The 15,291-nt window shown below is 70.5% G+C and carries 15 protein-coding genes, 2 tRNA genes and 2 pseudogenes; 6 read left to right on the top strand and 13 right to left on the bottom strand.

Annotation, left to right across the window (positions count from 1 at the left end; all coding sequences use genetic code 11):
• The first annotated feature begins 357 nt into the window (after nucleotides 1-357).
• Nucleotides 358-2,004 (top strand): hypothetical protein, encoded by a 1,647-nt coding sequence (locus ACFZDC_RS18865; protein ID WP_391325090.1) that lies wholly within the window; start codon nucleotides 358-360, stop codon nucleotides 2,002-2,004.
• A gap of 73 nt (nucleotides 2,005-2,077) precedes the next feature.
• Here the strand turns inward: ACFZDC_RS18865 and ACFZDC_RS18860 are convergent, their stop codons facing one another.
• Nucleotides 2,078-2,638 carry an HIT domain-containing protein gene (locus ACFZDC_RS18860; protein WP_391325088.1) on the bottom strand — a complete coding sequence of 187 codons (561 nt, stop codon included), beginning with the start codon at nucleotides 2,636-2,638 and terminating at the stop codon, nucleotides 2,078-2,080.
• Nucleotides 2,639-2,705: 67 nt separating this feature from the next.
• Between ACFZDC_RS18860 and ACFZDC_RS18855 the strand changes: the two genes are divergently transcribed.
• Nucleotides 2,706-3,365 (top strand): ion channel, encoded by a 660-nt coding sequence (locus ACFZDC_RS18855; protein WP_391325086.1) that lies wholly within the window; start codon nucleotides 2,706-2,708, stop codon nucleotides 3,363-3,365.
• Between the two features lie 37 nt (nucleotides 3,366-3,402).
• On the opposite strand, the gene thrS is transcribed toward ACFZDC_RS18855, so the two are convergent.
• The 3 genes from thrS to ACFZDC_RS18840 form a co-directional block, all read right to left on the bottom strand.
• A complete protein-coding gene (thrS, locus tag ACFZDC_RS18850; protein WP_391325084.1) occupies nucleotides 3,403-5,379 on the bottom strand; it encodes a threonine--tRNA ligase in 1,977 nt (658 codons plus the stop codon).
• Between the two features lie 98 nt (nucleotides 5,380-5,477).
• Nucleotides 5,478-6,719 (bottom strand): hypothetical protein, encoded by a 1,242-nt coding sequence (locus tag ACFZDC_RS18845; protein ID WP_391325082.1) that lies wholly within the window; start codon nucleotides 6,717-6,719, stop codon nucleotides 5,478-5,480.
• Nucleotides 6,716-7,282 carry a DUF4365 domain-containing protein gene (locus tag ACFZDC_RS18840; RefSeq protein WP_391325080.1) on the bottom strand — a complete coding sequence of 189 codons (567 nt, stop codon included), beginning with the start codon at nucleotides 7,280-7,282 and terminating at the stop codon, nucleotides 6,716-6,718. The genes ACFZDC_RS18845 and ACFZDC_RS18840 overlap by 4 nt, the downstream gene beginning before the upstream one ends.
• 167 nt (nucleotides 7,283-7,449) lie before the next feature.
• Between ACFZDC_RS18840 and ACFZDC_RS18835 the strand changes: the two genes are divergently transcribed.
• Nucleotides 7,450-8,175: an exonuclease domain-containing protein gene (locus ACFZDC_RS18835; RefSeq protein WP_391325078.1), complete on the top strand. Its 726-nt coding sequence runs from the start codon at nucleotides 7,450-7,452 to the stop codon at nucleotides 8,173-8,175.
• Nucleotides 8,176-8,562: 387 nt separating this feature from the next.
• Here the strand turns inward: ACFZDC_RS18835 and ACFZDC_RS18830 are convergent.
• The 6 genes and pseudogenes from ACFZDC_RS18830 to ACFZDC_RS18805 all read right to left on the bottom strand — a co-directional run bounded on the left by ACFZDC_RS18830 (nucleotide 8,563) and on the right by ACFZDC_RS18805 (nucleotide 11,404).
• Nucleotides 8,563-8,634: transfer RNA gene (locus ACFZDC_RS18830), tRNA-Val, on the bottom strand.
• Nucleotides 8,635-8,673: 39 nt separating this feature from the next.
• Complete coding sequence (locus ACFZDC_RS18825; RefSeq protein ID WP_391325112.1) at nucleotides 8,674-9,120, bottom strand: SRPBCC family protein; 447 nt, start codon at nucleotides 9,118-9,120, stop codon at nucleotides 8,674-8,676.
• Between the two features lie 123 nt (nucleotides 9,121-9,243).
• Nucleotides 9,244-9,495: pseudogene (locus ACFZDC_RS18820) on the bottom strand (Tat pathway signal sequence domain protein); the annotation flags it as partial.
• 9 nt (nucleotides 9,496-9,504) lie between these two features.
• Nucleotides 9,505-10,280: pseudogene (locus ACFZDC_RS18815) on the bottom strand (ABC transporter substrate-binding protein); the annotation flags it as partial.
• A gap of 489 nt (nucleotides 10,281-10,769) precedes the next feature.
• Nucleotides 10,770-10,841, bottom strand: a tRNA-Val gene (locus ACFZDC_RS18810).
• Nucleotides 10,842-10,924: 83 nt separating this feature from the next.
• Complete coding sequence (locus tag ACFZDC_RS18805; protein ID WP_391325076.1) at nucleotides 10,925-11,404, bottom strand: TIGR02611 family protein; 480 nt, start codon at nucleotides 11,402-11,404, stop codon at nucleotides 10,925-10,927.
• A gap of 191 nt (nucleotides 11,405-11,595) precedes the next feature.
• Between ACFZDC_RS18805 and ACFZDC_RS18800 the strand changes: the two genes are divergently transcribed.
• Both ACFZDC_RS18800 and ACFZDC_RS18795 read left to right on the top strand, forming a co-directional pair.
• Nucleotides 11,596-12,009: an SsgA family sporulation/cell division regulator gene (locus tag ACFZDC_RS18800; protein ID WP_004002642.1), complete on the top strand. Its 414-nt coding sequence runs from the start codon at nucleotides 11,596-11,598 to the stop codon at nucleotides 12,007-12,009.
• Between the two features lie 287 nt (nucleotides 12,010-12,296).
• The gene (locus tag ACFZDC_RS18795; RefSeq protein WP_391325074.1) at nucleotides 12,297-12,857 is read left to right on the top strand and encodes a CGNR zinc finger domain-containing protein; all 561 of its coding nucleotides are present in this window, start codon (nucleotides 12,297-12,299) and stop codon (nucleotides 12,855-12,857) included.
• 62 nt (nucleotides 12,858-12,919) lie between these two features.
• Here ACFZDC_RS18795 and ACFZDC_RS18790 read toward each other — a convergent pair whose 3' ends face one another.
• Nucleotides 12,920-13,120, bottom strand: a complete 201-nt coding sequence (locus ACFZDC_RS18790; RefSeq protein ID WP_391325115.1) for a hypothetical protein — start codon at nucleotides 13,118-13,120, stop codon at nucleotides 12,920-12,922.
• Nucleotides 13,121-13,193: 73 nt separating this feature from the next.
• Complete coding sequence (locus ACFZDC_RS18785) at nucleotides 13,194-13,637, bottom strand: hypothetical protein (RefSeq protein WP_391325072.1); 444 nt, start codon at nucleotides 13,635-13,637, stop codon at nucleotides 13,194-13,196.
• Nucleotides 13,638-13,886: 249 nt separating this feature from the next.
• Between ACFZDC_RS18785 and ACFZDC_RS18780 the strand changes: the two genes are divergently transcribed.
• A complete protein-coding gene (locus tag ACFZDC_RS18780; RefSeq protein ID WP_391325071.1) occupies nucleotides 13,887-14,408 on the top strand; it encodes a DsbA family protein in 522 nt (173 codons plus the stop codon).
• Nucleotides 14,409-14,417: 9 nt separating this feature from the next.
• Here the strand turns inward: ACFZDC_RS18780 and ACFZDC_RS18775 are convergent, their stop codons facing one another.
• Nucleotides 14,418-15,242 carry a GNAT family N-acetyltransferase gene (locus ACFZDC_RS18775; RefSeq protein ID WP_391325069.1) on the bottom strand — a complete coding sequence of 275 codons (825 nt, stop codon included), beginning with the start codon at nucleotides 15,240-15,242 and terminating at the stop codon, nucleotides 14,418-14,420.
• Nucleotides 15,243-15,291: the final 49 nt, after the last annotated feature.

Below are 15,291 nucleotides of genomic sequence, written 5' to 3'. Positions count from 1 at the left end.
TAGAGTGCGGTCACGAGGGTGTCCAGGTTCGTCGTCACAAACGATCATGGACACCCTCTCCTCGCGCCCGCAGGCATTTGGAAAGACTCGTCTAGGAGCCCGGGGCGGACCGGGTACGGCGTTCATGGAGTGCACGTTCACGGAGTTCACCACCGCTGAACTCCGTGCGCCGGCGGGCGGCTTCGGCCGTCCGCCGACGCGGTGTCAGTGGCTACGGATACGCTGATCACCCGATCACGTCGTGCCGAACTCGTGCGGTAGTGATGTGGTATCGGCAGGACGGCCTGGACAACAGGTGTGCGGGGCAGGGAAGTCGGGAAGGCCGCAGGAGCGACACCGGCGGCGATGGGGGCGGGAATGTCGGTTGGAACGGAGTGGGACGGACCGCAGGTGCCCGTGTCCGGTGACGAGGGCCAGGCGGCGACCTTCGCGCTGGCCTCGGCCGCCTACCGGGACAACGTGATCGAGGACATCAAGAAGACCGACAACGAGTGGCACCAGTCGACGGTCAAGGCCGGCAAGTGGAGACTGGTCCGGCCGAATCTCGGCGAGGCCTTCTCCCGGGCCGTCGTCGATCGCATGCTCACTCCCGGCCGCACGCCGCTCATCCAGTCCTTCGGCGCCGAGCCCCAGGTCGTCGTGGAGCACTGCCTGGCGGCCAACAACATCCGCCGCGAGCGCGACAGCCGGCTGTCCGTCGTCGTGGCCCTGTGCGGCCTGATCTTCCTGCCGGGACTCATCGGCTGGCTGCTCGTCTTCCAGCTGCGCACCTTGGTCGTCAGGCGCGACGACAAGCGGGCCGGGGCACTGGCCACCGCCCTGCTCACCGGGGTCGGTGTGCTCGCCGGGCTCTTCCTGCTGAAGATGCCGTTCAGCGGGTTCTGGGCGTGGTACGCGCGTGGGGCCGTCGTCGCCCCGGTGCTCGGCTGGTTCTGGGCCAAGCAGATCTGCGAGCGCACCGCGAAGGACCTGCGGGCGCGCTGGGACGGTCTGCTCTCGGGCAGCAGCGTCGGCGCCAAGGTCCCCGAGGCCGTGCCGCGCGGTCCCGGTGAGACCGCGGCCGAGCAGCTGCGCCAGTCGCTGGCCCGGCTGAGCGCCGAGCAGCAGTCCAACTCGGTCTTCTACGCCGGCCCCAAGGGCATACTCGGCATGGGCACCCGCTGGGGCGCCTGGCAGCTCGCCGAGGACCTGGTGCCGGCCGACCCCACCCGGGAGATCCACCCCTTCCGCAGCTGGGACGTCATACGCGCGATCCACGACCAGCTGCGCATGCTGGAGCGGGGCCCGCTGAACACCGGCGGCTTCCCGAAGCCGTCGATACGGCACTGGATCGTCACGCCGATCGGGGAGAAGGCGACGGCGGTGTCCCGGCCGGAGGGCACGGACGTCGAGGCGTTCCAGGTCAAGCCGCACGCCATACAGGAAATCTGCAACAAGCAGCAGTTCGGCAGCGGCGACCGGCACTACCTGGGCGTGCAGTGGACCCTGTGGGACGGGCAGCTCGTCATCACCATGCTGATCACGGTGACCGTGCTGCACGAGACGCTGCGCATCGAGGTGACCGGACATGCCCTGGGCCCGGTGAACCCCCTGTTCACCACGAAGCCGGAGGCGCCGGCCAAGGAGGTCTCCAAGTCCTTCAAGCCCTGGGAGACCCGCACGGTCAAGCTGCCGCTGGTCCCCACCGACGAGGTGGTACGGCTCACCGCGCGCGCCCCGCTGACCTGGTATCCGCCGCTGCTGAACTGGCTCGGCGGCTCGCTCGTGCTGCCCGAGCCGTTCGGCCTGCGGCACGCGTGGGCCGACCAGCCCTGGCGGCACCGCTTCATGGCCGACGACGCGCTGCGCGCGGCCACGCCGGTCCTGCGGGTGGTGCACTCGGCCGCGCTCCGGGTCCTGGAGGAGAACGGCGTGGACATCGAGAAGTTCGGCAACCGCTCGTCCGTCCTCAGCGGCCTGGTCCAGGACCCGACACCGAAGAAGGCCGACCTGTACGACGCGTGAGCCTCCGGCGGTCCGGCGGGGTGCGGGTCGGTGGGGGCAGCGGCTCCGGGGGCTGCCGGCCGGCGCAGCAGGGTCAGGCCGCCGGCCAGGCCTCCGCGAGCATCTTGCGGGTGTCGGCGAGCAGCTGCGGCAGTACCTTCGTGTGGCCGACCACCGGCATGAAGTTCGTGTCACCGCCCCAGCGCGGGACGATGTGCTGGTGCAGGTGGGCCGCGATGCCGGCACCGGCCGCCGTGCCCTGGTTCATGCCGATGTTGAAGCCGTGCGCGCCGGAGGCGGTGCGCAGGGCCGTCATCGCCTGCTTGGTCAGCTCGGCCAGCTCGGCGGTCTCCGGGCCGGTCAGCTCGGTGTAGTCGGCCACGTGCCGGTACGGCACGGTCATCAGGTGGCCGCCGTTGTACGGGTAGAGGTTGAGGACGGCGTAGACCTGCTCGCCGCGGTGGACGATCAGGCCGTCCTCGTCGGACTTGGCCGGGATCGAGCAGAAGGGGCAGCCGTCGTCGGCCCCCGGACCGGTCGGCTTGTTCTCGCCCTGGATGTAGGCCATCCGGTGGGGCGTCCACAGGCGCTGGAACGCGTCCTGCGTCCCCACTCCGATCTGCTGCTCCGGCTCACTCGTCATGCAAGGCAGCATATGGCTTCGCCCGTTCGCGGCGTGTCGCCGGGGCGGCGAGACGGCGGTGACCGGCCAAGCTTGGCCGGTGGACGACGACAGCCCCGCGGCTCACTGGGAGCAGCGCACCGAGATTCCGCTCTTCGTGGCGTCACTGGTGTTCATCGCCGCCTATGCCACTCGTGTCCTGGCCGTGAGCCTGCCGTCCGGCTGGCGGAACCTGTGCGGGTTCACGATGCTCGCCCTCTGGGTGCTGTTCGCCGCGGACTACGTGGTGCGCTGGCGGCTCAGTGGGCAGCACTTCCTGCGTTTCGTCAGCACGCACTTCCTGCACACGGTCGTGGTCATCCTGCCGCTGCTGCGCCCGCTGCGGATCGTTCCGCTCTACGACGTCATCCAGCGCCGGCAGGGAGAGCCCCGGCTGTCCCTGTACGCACGCGTGATCGCCTACGCGAGCCTGTCCACCCTGCTGCTCGGCTTCTGCGGCGCCCTCGCGGTCTACCAGCAGGAGCGCGGGGCGCCCGGCGCCACGATGAAGACGTTCGGGGACGCCGTGTGGTGGGCCGCCTCGACCCTGAGCACGGTCGGCTACGGCGACATCACCCCGGTGACCGCGCTCGGCAGGGTGATCGCGATCGGGATGATGGCCTGCGGCCTCGGCCTGCTCGGCGCGGTGACGGGTTCGTTCTCGTCCTTGCTGATGCAGATCTTCTCCCGCCAGAGCGACGAAAGGCCCCCGGGACGCTGAGCCTCCCGGGAGCCTTTCGTGCGGGTCAGGTGCCGGATCAGACCTGGGTCCGCTCCTCCACGACCTTGGCGATCTTCGCGATGGCGTCGTCGAACGGGATGCCGTTCTCCTGCGAGCCGTCGCGGTAGCGGAAGGACACCGAGCCGTTCGACATGTCCTCGTCGCCCGCGATGACCATGAAGGGCACCTTCTGCTTCTGGGCGTTGCGGATCTTCTTCTGCATACGGTCCGAGGAGGAGTCGACCTCGACGCGCAGGCCCTTCTTCTTGGCCGCCGCGGCGAACTTCGCCAGGTACTCGACGTGCGCGTCGCCGATCGGGATGCCGATCGCCTGGACCGGGGCGAGCCACGCCGGGAAGGCACCCGCGTAGTGCTCCAGGAGTACCGCGAAGAAGCGCTCGATGGAGCCGAAGAGCGCGCGATGGATCATGACCGGACGCTGCTTGGCACCGTCGGGGCCGGTGTATTCGAGGTCGAAGCGCTCGGGCAGGTTGAAGTCGAGCTGGATGGTCGACATCTGCCAGGTACGGCCGATCGCGTCCTTGGTCTGGACGGAGATCTTCGGGCCGTAGAAGGCGGCGCCGCCCGGGTCGGGAACCAGGGGCAGGCCCTGCTTCTCGGCGACCTGGCGGAGGGTCTCCGTGGCCTCCTCCCAGACCTCGTCCGAACCGACGAACTTCTCCGGGTCCTTGGTGGACAGCTCCAGGTAGAAGTCGGTCAGGCCGTAGTCGCGCAGCAGGCCGAGGACGAAGGTGAGGGTCTTGTCCAGTTCCTCGGACATCTGCTCACGGGTGCAGTAGATGTGCGCGTCGTCCTGGGTGAAGCCGCGGGCCCGGGTCAGGCCGTGCACGACTCCCGACTTCTCGTACCGGTACACGGTCCCGAACTCGAAGAGACGCAGCGGCAGTTCGCGGTACGAGCGGCCGCGCGCGTCGAAGATCAGGTTGTGCATCGGGCAGTTCATGGGCTTGAGGTAGTAGTCCACGCCCTCGTCGAGCTGCATGGGCGGGTACATGCCCTCGGCGTACCAGTCCAGGTGCCCGGACGTCTCGAAGAGCTTCCCCTTGGTCGCGTGCGGGGTGTAGACGAACTCGTAGCCCTCTTCCTCGTGGCGGCGCCGCGAGTAGTCCTCCATCACACGGCGGACGATGCCGCCCTTGGGGTGGAAGACGGCGAGACCGGAGCCGATCTCCTCGGGGATCGAGAACAGGTCCAGCTCGGTGCCGAGCTTGCGGTGGTCGCGCTTCTCGGCCTCGGCGAGGAAGTCGAGGTGCGCCTTCAGCTCGTCCTTGGACGGCCAGGCGGTGCCGTAGATGCGCTGCAGCATGGGGTTCTTCTCGCTGCCGCGCCAGTAGGCGGCCGCGTTGCGCATCAGCTTGAACGCCGGGATGAGGCGGGTGGAGGGCAGGTGCGGACCACGGCAGAGGTCCTTCCAGCACAGCTCGCCGCTCTTGGCGTCCAGGTTGTCGTAGATCGTCAGCTCGCCGGCGCCGACCTCCACGTCCGCGCCGTCGTCGGCGGAGGCCGAGCCCTTGAGGCCGATCAGCTCCAGCTTGTACGGCTCGTTCGCCAGTTCCTCGCGGGCGTCCTCGTCGGTCACCACGCGGCGGGAGAACTTCTGTCCCCGCTTCTGGATCTCCTGCATCTTCTTCTCGACGGCCTTGAGATCCTCGGGCGTGAACGGCTTGGCGACCTCGAAGTCGTAGTAGAAGCCGTCCTTGACCGGCGGGCCGATGCCCAGCTTGGCCTCGGGGAAGAGCTCCTGCACGGCCTGCGCCATGACGTGCGCGGTGGAGTGGCGCAGGATGTTCAGACCGTCCTCGGAGGAGATCTCGACGCCCTCGACCTCGTCACCGTCGGACAGCTCGTGGCTGAGGTCCTTCAGCTCGCCGCCCACGCGCGCGGCGATGATCGAGCGCTCGCCCGCGAAGAGGTCGGCGGCCGTAGTGCCCGTCGTCACCACGCGTTCTTCCCGCTCGGAATCGCGTTGGATGATCACACGGACGTCTGACACCGGTCTCTCCTGACTGAAGGGGGGTGCGGCGCCATACCAGGAGCGCGCGCACAAGGGATCGTACCGACCCGACGCCGCCGACCGCGAAACGGTCACCCTCAGTCCTCGTCCCCGTACGCCTCCCCGCACGCCTCCTCGAAGAAGTCCCCTTCCTCGGGGGTCTCCTGCAGGGACTTCATCAGCCGGTCCCGCTCGGCGTCGTCCACCTGCACGGGTACGACCCCAAAGGCGCCGGTGAGCCTGCGGAAGCCGCCCCGGCGCTCCAGCCGGCCGTGCACGCGCACCGGGAGGCCCACGAGGTGGGCATGCCCGGCGATGCGGTAGTCCTCCTCGTCCAGCGTGACGCGGAGGTGCGGGACCTCGGCGCCGGCCAGCACCCGCAGCCGTACGGTGCCCTCGCCGCACGGCCCGGAGCGGCGCAGACGGACCACGGCGCCGGTGATCTGCACCGGCACGGAGGGTTCCTCCTGCAGATAGCGGGCTCCCGCGGCGTGGAGCACGGGCAGGTCGCCGGGTGAGAACTCGACGGGTTCGGCCGAGGGGGCACAGCCCACGGGCACACCGGGCCCGGGGGCCCAGGCGATGGCGATGCGCGCACCCTCGGTCCCGCGGACGAGCGCGGTCAGCGCCTCGGTCAGCTCGCGGCTGACGCCGGCCGCCACGGCGCCGTCGAAGGCGTCCATGCCGCCGGTGGCCCGCTGGTAGTCGATGGCCTCGCGGGCCGCGTACAGGGCCTGGTGGAGGCGGACGGCGAGCGGGCGGCCGGTGGGCACGGGCACGAACGCGGTCAGCCGGCGGCCCTCGGCGGTGGGGCCGACGAGGACGTTCTCCAGGAGCGAGGCGGCGGGCCGGCGGTGCCGGGCGCCGTAGTAGCCGGCACGCGCGCGCGTGGCGAGCGCGGCGGCGAGCAGCGTCCGGCGGGCGGCGGCGCGCAACTGTTCGTCGACCGTCCAGGGGGCGGCGCCCACCGGCCCGCTCGGGATGTCCCGCCACCAGCGGATCTCGTCGCTGGGCACGGCGAGGGAGATCAGCATCTCGCGCGCCGAGGGGGTGTCGCTGCGGGCGAGGGCGTCGAGGGCCTCGCCGAGCAGGTCGTCGCTGTCGGGGAAGGCCCGGCTCTCGGGCACCAGCAGGCTGGTCCCGTTGCCGCCGGGCCCGGGTGGGGTCCAGCGGCCGTAGCGCCCGGCCGCTCCCCCGCGCCGCTGCCAGCCGTGCCGGTGCAGCAGGGCGCCGAGCACGGCCGGGTCGACCTCCGCGGGCACGGGCGGCCGGTTCCAGGCGAGGTCGTCGGGGTGCGGCCGGACCTGCCGGGCCGGCTCGTCGTACGGGCGGATCCTCATGGCCTGCCTCCCGTCCCGACCCGCGTCATGATCTCGCACAGCGCACGGTCGTCGAAGATGCGCGAGGTCGGTATCCGCACGGTGGTCCGGTGCCGGCCGGTGACCGGATGGCCGGCGAGGTTGACCCAGTAACAGCAGTGCCTGAGGTCGAGCCGGTCGTGGCTGGCGCGCAGCCAGTCGTCCTGGGAGCGCGGGACGAGCATCACGACCAGGATCTTGTGCACCGAGACGGGCGTGCGGGCGAGCTTGCGCAGGTGGGCGTTGTCGAGCGTGAAGGAGAAGAAGCGGCCCGGCGGGTTCGGCGCGACCTGGTAGGTGCACTTCAGCTGCACCTTGATGGTGACCTCGTCGTCGACGGTGTGGCCGGGTGCGCTGTGGCTGACGTGCCAGTCGATGCCGTTGTCCGGGAAGGGCTGGGACAGCGAACAGCCCGCGGCCGCGGCGACCGCGTGCAGATAGCCGACCTGCAGTGTCTCCATGCAGGCGGTGGTGGCGAGCGTGCCGCGAAGGGTGCCCGTACGTTCGGGCAGCAGCCCGCCCCGCTCGGGCTGCGCTATGGCCATGACCAACAGCCTTCCAAGCCAAGAGTTTCCCGCTGCGGGCCGCTGAACTGCAAAGACCCGTACTCCTGTTGTGTCCTTGCGGCGTACGGCGCAAACGGCCCGGGTATCACCAAACGGGCAGAAGACGGAACGTCTCTTGCCGTGGGTGAACGAGGAGTTGGGTTGGGATGACGTGCTGGTACGAGGGGCCGCTGGCTGCCTTCGACACGGAGACGACGGGCGTGGACGTCGAGACCGACCGGATCGTGTCGGCCGCCGTCGTCGTCCAGGACGCGCCGGGCACCCGGCCCCGGATCACCCGCTGGCTGGTGAACCCGGGTGTGCCGGTGCCCGAGGCGGCGACGGCGGTGCACGGACTGACGGAGGATCACCTGCAGCACCACGGCCGCTGGCCGGCGCCGGTGATGTACGAGATAGCCGAGCAGCTGGCCGAGCACGCGGCGATGGGGCGCCCCCTGGTGGTGATGAACGCCCCCTTCGATCTGACGCTGCTGGACCGGGAGTTGCGCCGGCACCGCGCCACCTCGCTCGACCGCTGGTTCGAGGCGGCCCCGCTGCGGGTGCTGGATCCCCGGGTCCTGGACAAGCACCTGGACCGCTACCGCAAGGGCCGGCGCACGCTGACCGACCTGTGCGCGCACTACGGCGTGACGCTGGAGGGCGCGCACGACGCGGCAGCGGACGCACTGGCCGCGCTGGACGTCGTACGGGCCTTGGGCCGCCGTTTCGCGACGCGGCTCGAGCGGCTCTCCCCCGCCGAGCTGCACACGCTCCAGGCGAACTGGCACGCGGCGCAGGCGCGCGGGCTTCAGGCATGGTTCGCGCGCAGCGGCTCGGAGGAGATCGTCAGCACGGAGTGGCCGCTGCGTCCGGAGCTGCCGGCGGCGGCGTGAGGGTGCGGGGCGGATGCGACACCGAGGGCCACGACCCACGCGGCGTACCGGTCCGCCCGTTGCCCGACGGGCAGTTCGTCGGGGCAGGTGGCGGGGTCGGCCAAGTAGGGCCGGAATGCCTCGGCCTGGAGCCGGAGGGCGGTTCCGCGCGGCGTGCGCCTCTCCAGTTTCCCGTGGCGGCCGACGAGGGCCACACTGACGCCCGCGACGACGGCGGCCGCCGGCAGGACGGCTGCGACCACGCTCAGCGCCCGCACCCTGCGCCGCGCACCGAGATCGCCTTTCCCGGTCTTCTCCTGCCTGCCCCACCCCTCATGACGTCCCCGTCACGACGTACGACCGGACACGAAAAGGCCGGTCTGCGTGTGCAGACCGGCTCTTTCCCGGTGGGCGATACTGGGTTCGAACCAGTGACCTCTTCGGTGTGAACGAAGCGCTCTCCCACTGAGCTAATCGCCCGGGAACGCACTGAACCATACAGGTCCCCGCGGTGTTACTTCAAACCGCTTCGAGGTACCGCAGCAGTCCGCGCCGCCCGGCGGCCATCATCAGCCGGTGGTTGGCGCGGAAGACGGGCCGTCCGGGCGCCGCCAACCGCCTGAGCAGGGGCTTGCGTACCTCGACCTCCTGCTCGTACAGGGCGAGGGTTCCGGGACCGCCGGCGGTGACCGTCCAGCGTGCCCAGCCCTCGATGTCACCGGACACGGCGATCTCCAGCACACCGGCGTCGGGTTCGTCGCGGCTCCGGCGTGCGGTGAAGGTCATGGCGTACGGGAGGACGGACCGGATGGTGATCACACCGGTGTCGTCGTCCAGCCGGGTCACCGACCGCACCTGCGGCCACCAGCGCGGATAGTCCTCGGGCCGCTCCAGCGCGGCATACACGACGGCCGGCGCCGCGGGCAGGGGCCACAGGCTGCGGAAGCGGTAGTGGGTCCAGTCCATGAGGCGAGTCTGCCCGCGGACACATGGATCTGAGTACGCGTACTCATGCGTCGCAGCGTGCTCCCGGCCACACTCCGGGCGGGAGCACCGCCGCCCGTGCGACGGTGCTCCCCTCCACCACTGGGGCATCCTGTCGCCGAGCAGGGCCAGGTTCTCGATGGCCGCGAGGCCGTACCGCGCGGTGTCGTTATGGACACCCAGTTCGCCTCGCTGCCTCGACCAGGGTGGGCGGTCCGGTCAGCTTCTCGGTCTTCCACGGCGAGCCGGACCCGGTGTAGCCGTCGGAGCCGTAGAACTTGGTCCGGGCGCGCTTGGCGAGCGCCGCGTCACGGTCTGTACGGCGGCGTGGGCGTGCAGGCGCGAGTGGCCCTGGAAAGCGCAGCAGAGGGCGGACTGCGGCATGTCCTGCTGGACGACCTTCGGTCGGTGACGATGCCGGCCTTCACACGGTTGCAGCCGTCCGTCCACCACTCCGTCAGGTCGGCCCTGTCGAAGCCGAGTCCGTCCTTGGTGAAGAACGCCTCGCCGTTCTGGCGGAGGTAGAGGCCGTACAGGTGCATGATGCTGAAGTAGCCGGTGTCGCCGCGACCTTCGTGTTGTCGTTGAAGGTCGTCACGGCCTTGAAGTACTCGTCCCAGGTCCAGCCGTGCCGCGGCTCGACGCCCGCCTTCTGGAAAACCTTCTTGTCGGTGACGAGCGCCATCGTGTTGGACCCGACGGGAATTCCCAGCTGCTTGCCGTCGACCTCGCCGACCTTCGTGCGCCGCCCGGAAGTGATCCATGCTCAGATTGCCCGCCTGCACCTGGGACTTCAGGTCGAGAAGAATTCCCCGCGTGTCGTACTTCCGAAGGAAAGTGACGGCGTTTTGGAAAACGTCCGGGGGATTTCCGCCGGCCGCCTGCGTCCGGAACTTCTCCCAGAACGACCGGTAGGTCTGGAAGTCGGTCTTGCCCTTGATCTCCGGGTACTTCTTCTCGAAGAGCGCGATCGCACTGATTGATCTTCTTTGGCCCGCTCTTCGGCATCCCACCAGGAGTAACGGATCGTCACCGTGCCGTCCCTCGCCCCACTGCCCGCCACACCCGGCTGTCGCGGCGAACCCGAGCGCGGCCGCCTTCAGGACCGTACGCCTCTCAAGCTTCCTGTTGGTTCCCGCAATTCTTCCTCGCAGCGTCGTCGCGCGTCATGAATCGTTTCAAGAAATGCGACGGCGGTGGCCGGCCGTCGCCGAGGGGGTGGTCAAGGGGTGACGGCGCAGGTGAAGGGAGGTCCGGCCGGCAGAACGGGCGCGGGCGACGAGTCAGCCGGAACCGGTCGACGCCGGACGCACGTACGGAGCCGGCCGGAGACGGACAGCGGTGGGCCTCGGCGCAGGGGGGGGGCGACCGGCTCAGGCGTCACACCGGTCGCATGTCGGCCCGATGAGTGCGGGTCATGCGCCTCGGCCACCTGCGTGGCGCCCTGGACGCGTCCTGCGGCGAGTGGCTCTCGGCGCGGTCCAGGCGGCCCCGTCGAGCAGGGGAATGCCATGACGGTGGGTGCCGCTCGCGCACCCGGAGAGTCGGCTCCCGCAGTGCGTCCCGGCAACGGCCTGCCGCGGCAACGACGACGGCCCACCTGCTCTCGCGGGTGGGCCGTCGTGTCCGGGTGGGCGATACTGGGTTCGAACCAGTGACCTCTTCGGTGTGAACGAAGCGCTCTCCCACTGAGCTAATCGCCCGGACGCAGGAAGAACATTACCCCATGTCAGGGGATGCCTCCGACCAGGGCCGGACCGGTGGACGGCCGCGCCCCGGCGCCGGATCACTGGTCATTGATCTTCCACGGCATCACGGCGCCGAAGTTCCACAGGTAGATCCCGACGAGTGTGCCGACGATCACCAGGCCGATCACCGTGAGGGTGATGTTCCGGCGGCGCACCTTCGGATCGAGGGCCCGCTGGGCCGCCTCGGTGACCTTGCGCTTCGTCCAGCGCAGCACGAGCTGGGCCCAGACGAACTCGGTCGCCCAGATCGCCATGCCGGCGAAGATCACGACCCAGCCCGGTCCGGGCAGCGGCAGCATGACGACGCCGGCGCCGACGACCGCCAGGCCGACCACGAAGACGCCGACCTGCCAGCTCAGGTGCAGGGCCCGGCGGGCCTTGACGAATTGGGGCGCCCGGGAGCCGAGCCTGCGCTCGGACCGCTCCGAGCCCGCCTTCGCCTTGTCCATCCCGTTGGCCTTGTCCGCCTCGCCCGATGCTACGACAACCTCGCCCGGCTCGTCACTCCCCGTATTCATGCAGACAAACCCTACCGGAGTGAATCAGGTCACCGGAATGGGCGTAGACCTCGTACGAGTTCTCGGCCGGAAGAGTTACGTAAAGGCACGCAAAACACTCAGAGGGGTTTACAACGGCACCGTAGGTGGCATGTCGATTTCGCCGACGTGCGAATCCCCGAGCGCACACTGAGCGAAAGGCCCTGGCGCTTATGAACACCACGGTCAGCTGCGAGCTGCACCTGCGCCTCGTTGTGTCGAGCGAGTCCTCCCTGCCTGTCCCCGCAGGCCTGCGGTACGACACGGCCGACCCCTACGCCGTGCACGCCACCTTCCACACCGGAGCCGAGGAGACCGTCGAGTGGGTGTTCGCCCGCGACCTCCTCGCCGAGGGGCTGCACCGGCCCACCGGCACCGGCGACGTCCGCGTCTGGCCATCCCGCAGTCATGGTCAGGGCGTCGTGTGCATCGCCCTCAGCTCCCCGGAGGGGGAGGCCCTGCTCGAGGCCCCGGCGCGGGCCCTGGAGTCCTTCCTGAAGCGAACAGACGCCGCTGTGCCCCCCGGCACGGAACACCGGCACTTCGATCTGGATCAGGAGCTTTCGCACATCCTGGCGGAGAGCTAGGTCGCGGCACCCCTGAGCCGCCCGGCGCCGTCCACTCGGGGAGACGGCTCGGGCCAAGACAACCGCATACGGCACACGCCGACGCCGTCACCGTGAGTGTTCACGGGGCGGCGCCGGCCTGTTCTCCGTGCGCTCCAGGGGCGTAGGTCTCGGGAACCCTCAGAGGCACGGAGGCGTTCCACCGGCAATCGCCGGTGGGGCGGAACCCGGTGCGGTGGGCGTGGATGTCGCTACCATCGGCCAGCATCGGCGGGCGCCCGCCCGACATCCAGGCCAGGGAGCGAAACGTGCTGATCACCCACGACACCCGGTGCGCCCTCGACACCGTGGTGGATCTGGTGAACACCGTGCCGGAGGACGACACGGCGGCGGACGGACTGCCGGATGTCCCGGCACTCGCCGATTTCGTGCGAAGCCACGCCATCAGCGATGTCGGGGTGCTGTCCGAGTTCGACCTGTCGGCGGTGCGCAAGGTCCGGGGCCGGTTCGCGGGGATCTTCGCGGCCCCGGACGCCCGGTCCGCCGCCGGGATGATCAACGAGCTGGTCGCCGCGGCCGGCACCACCCCGCGACTCACGGACCACGACGGCTACGACTGGCATGTGCACTACTTCGCACCCGGCGCCTCCGTGGCCGACCATCTGGCCGCCGACTGCGGAATGGCACTCGCCTTCTTCGTGGTGGCCGGGGAGCAGGAGCGGCTGCGGCGCTGTGAGGCGCCGGACTGCCGACGTGCCTTCGTGGATCTCTCCCGCAACCGCTCGCGCCGCTACTGCGACAGCCGCACCTGCGGGAACCGGCTGCATGTCGCCGCCTACCGGGCACGGCGCAAGGAAGCGGCGGGCTGACCACGGGGGCGCCCGGGGCGACGCCGGTCCCGGCGGGTGACGCCGGGACGGACGTGTACGGCTCACAGCAACAGCAGGTCGTGCAGCGCAGCCATGAGGAGCAGACACCCGATCACCGCAAGGAAGATCATCAGCGGTGGCTGGGAAAGGGCGAAGAGGCACCCGCGCGGCTCGTCCTTCGGCGGCGCGGCCTCGCTCTGTGTCGTGTCCAGCATCTCGCCGGTGATGATGGCCCAGGCGGCACCCCGTTGGCGATCACACACTCGCCGAGTGCAGGACTTCACCGATTTCCGTACCGGCCTGTTCGACTTGCTTCCGGTAGTGAACGGTTTCAGGTCATATGCCGTGCTTCTTCAGGATGGCCTCGATGTCGCTGAAGTCGTCGGCGGAGCTGCTGGAGCGCGGGGCGGCGGTCGGCCGGGCGGCGGGGGTCGTCCCCGCACCGAGTGAGGGCGCCGAGGCCGCCGGTGCCACCGTGTCGGCGCGCGCGCCCCGGGCCGCCCTGCGCTCGGCCCGGGTGCCGCCGCGGCGGCGCTCCACGGCGCGGGCGCCCGCGAACAGCAGCCAGGCCGCAGCCAGCACGCCGAAGCCCGCCCAGGCCGTGGGGCTGAAGGCGGTGTCGGCGAGCCAGCCGACGACTCCGGTCATCACCAGGCCGATCGGCACCAGCGAGTAGGCGGCGATACGCGCGGCCGAGAGGAAACGCTTGCGGTAGGCCGTGACCACCGCGATGCCCAGGCCCGCGACGGAGACGGCGGAGCAGACGGTCTCGGCAATCATCCGGTCCTCCTGGCGGGCTCGGTCGGTGGGCGGCGGACGCAAGAGCACGAGCAAGGTGCGCTTCGTCCCTTCCATCCTGCACCGCCCGGTCCACGCCATGCCATGCTCAGGTCCGACATCAGGGAGATCTCCGGGTCGCCTCCTCCTCGGGTGCCGGTCCGCCGGCCCCGCCCCACCAGGCGCCATGGTCGTGCGGGGCCGTACGGTCCCGATTGGGTCGGCCGCCTCCGGCCTGGAAGACTGGACCGCATGAGCGACTCCTCCCCCGCCCGCGCCGAAGCCCTCGTCCTCGACGTCTGGTGCGAACTGCAGTGCCCCGACTGCCGCGGCGCCCTGGACGACGTCCGTGCCCTGCGCGCCCGCTACGGCGACCGGCTGGAGCTGCGGCTGCGGCACTTCCCGCTGGAGAAGCACAAGCACGCCTTCGCCGCCGCCCAGGCCGCCGAGGAGGCACTGGAGCAGGGCAAGGGCTGGCCGTACGTGGAGGCCGTGCTGGAGCGGGTCGAGGAGCTGGACCGTGCGGGGGAACCCTTCCTGGTCGACGTCGCCCGTGAACTGGGGCTGGACGCCGAGGAGTTCGACACCGCGCTGATCGACGGCCGGCACATCCTGATCGTCGACGCGGACCAGGCCGAGGGCAAGGCGATCGGCGTCACCGGCACGCCCACCTACGTCATCGGGGGCGAGCGCCTGGACGGCGGCAAGAGCCAGGAGGGGCTGCGCGAACGCATCGAGGAGATCGCGGACCGCCTGCTGGCCGGAAAGGTCTGACCCGGAGCCCTACAACAGCGGCTTGGAGAAGGCGCGCTGCGTCGTCTCGTAGCCGAGCGACTCGTACAGCCGCTCGGCCGGGGCGTTGCCGGCGAACACGTTGAGGGCGAGGACGGACCGGCCCGCGGCGAGCGCCTGGCGCTCCGCCAGCAGCATGAGAGTCCGGCCGTGCCCACGGCCGCGGTGGGCCGTGTCGGTCTCGACGTCGAAGACGAACGCCTCGGCGTCCTGCAGGGCCACCCACAGCGTGCCCACCCGCGTCCCCTCGTGTTCCAGGACGCTGAAGAGCATGTCCTCGGTGCCGAGGCCGTGCGGCAGCAGCGTCTCGTGGTCCCGTCGCGACTTGGCGCGTGCCACGGCCTCGGGTACACCCAGCTCGATCCAGTCACGGGCGTACCGCTCGGACTCGTACTCCTCCCACGCGTCGTACTCGGCCGGGGTCATCGGCCGTGCGTGGCTGCCCGGGGGCAGTGCGGGCGGGGTGGCTCCGAGACGTTTCCCCATGCCGCGGTTGCGCAGCGTGTAGCCGAGGACGTCGACGAGCCGCAGCACGGCCTCCGCTCCGGCGGGGACCACGATCTCGATGTGGGTGCAGCCCCAGCCGCGGGCCACCTCCTCCGCGGCGAGCGCTGCCACCGTGCCCCGGCCGCGCCGCCGGTCGGGCTCGGCTATCCGCAGGGTGAGGATGCGGGCCACCGAGGCGCCGAGGGACGGCGAGGTGCCGAGACGGATCTCGCCGACGGGACGGCTGTTCACGCACACCTGGTAGCGGCGCGAACGGGTGCCGTCGGCTTGCTGCTGGAGCGGCTCGGCCGGCCGCAGGGTCGTCGTCATCACGGGAGTTCTACCCGCTCACGAGCCCTCGGTCAGCCGGATTTCCCGC

The organism is Streptomyces sp. NPDC007905, assembly GCF_042959345.1.
Lineage (GTDB): Bacteria > Actinomycetota > Actinomycetes > Streptomycetales > Streptomycetaceae > Streptomyces.
The sequence above is the reverse complement of the archived record's forward strand: the minus strand, read 5'-3'. Positions and strand labels throughout refer to the sequence as shown.

What these genes read in the sequence shown, in the direction of transcription:
- ACFZDC_RS18825 (WP_391325112.1), bottom strand. Translation starts at nt 9,120, where the DNA reads ATGGACTGGACCCACTACCGCTTCCGCAGCCTGTGGCCCCTGCCCGCG.
- ACFZDC_RS18800 (WP_004002642.1), top strand. Translation starts at nt 11,596, where the DNA reads ATGAACACCACGGTCAGCTGCGAGCTGCACCTGCGCCTCGTTGTGTCG.
- ACFZDC_RS18780 (WP_391325071.1), top strand. Translation starts at nt 13,887, where the DNA reads ATGAGCGACTCCTCCCCCGCCCGCGCCGAAGCCCTCGTCCTCGACGTC.
- ACFZDC_RS18845 (WP_391325082.1), bottom strand. Translation starts at nt 6,719, where the DNA reads ATGAGGATCCGCCCGTACGACGAGCCGGCCCGGCAGGTCCGGCCGCAC.
- ACFZDC_RS18805 (WP_391325076.1), bottom strand. Translation starts at nt 11,404, where the DNA reads ATGAATACGGGGAGTGACGAGCCGGGCGAGGTTGTCGTAGCATCGGGC.
- ACFZDC_RS18840 (WP_391325080.1), bottom strand. Translation starts at nt 7,282, where the DNA reads ATGGCCATAGCGCAGCCCGAGCGGGGCGGGCTGCTGCCCGAACGTACG.
- ACFZDC_RS18835 (WP_391325078.1), top strand. Translation starts at nt 7,450, where the DNA reads ATGACGTGCTGGTACGAGGGGCCGCTGGCTGCCTTCGACACGGAGACG.
- ACFZDC_RS18775 (WP_391325069.1), bottom strand. Translation starts at nt 15,242, where the DNA reads ATGACGACGACCCTGCGGCCGGCCGAGCCGCTCCAGCAGCAAGCCGAC.
- ACFZDC_RS18785 (WP_391325072.1), bottom strand. Translation starts at nt 13,637, where the DNA reads ATGATTGCCGAGACCGTCTGCTCCGCCGTCTCCGTCGCGGGCCTGGGC.
- ACFZDC_RS18860 (WP_391325088.1), bottom strand. Translation starts at nt 2,638, where the DNA reads ATGCTGCCTTGCATGACGAGTGAGCCGGAGCAGCAGATCGGAGTGGGG.
- ACFZDC_RS18865 (WP_391325090.1), top strand. Translation starts at nt 358, where the DNA reads ATGTCGGTTGGAACGGAGTGGGACGGACCGCAGGTGCCCGTGTCCGGT.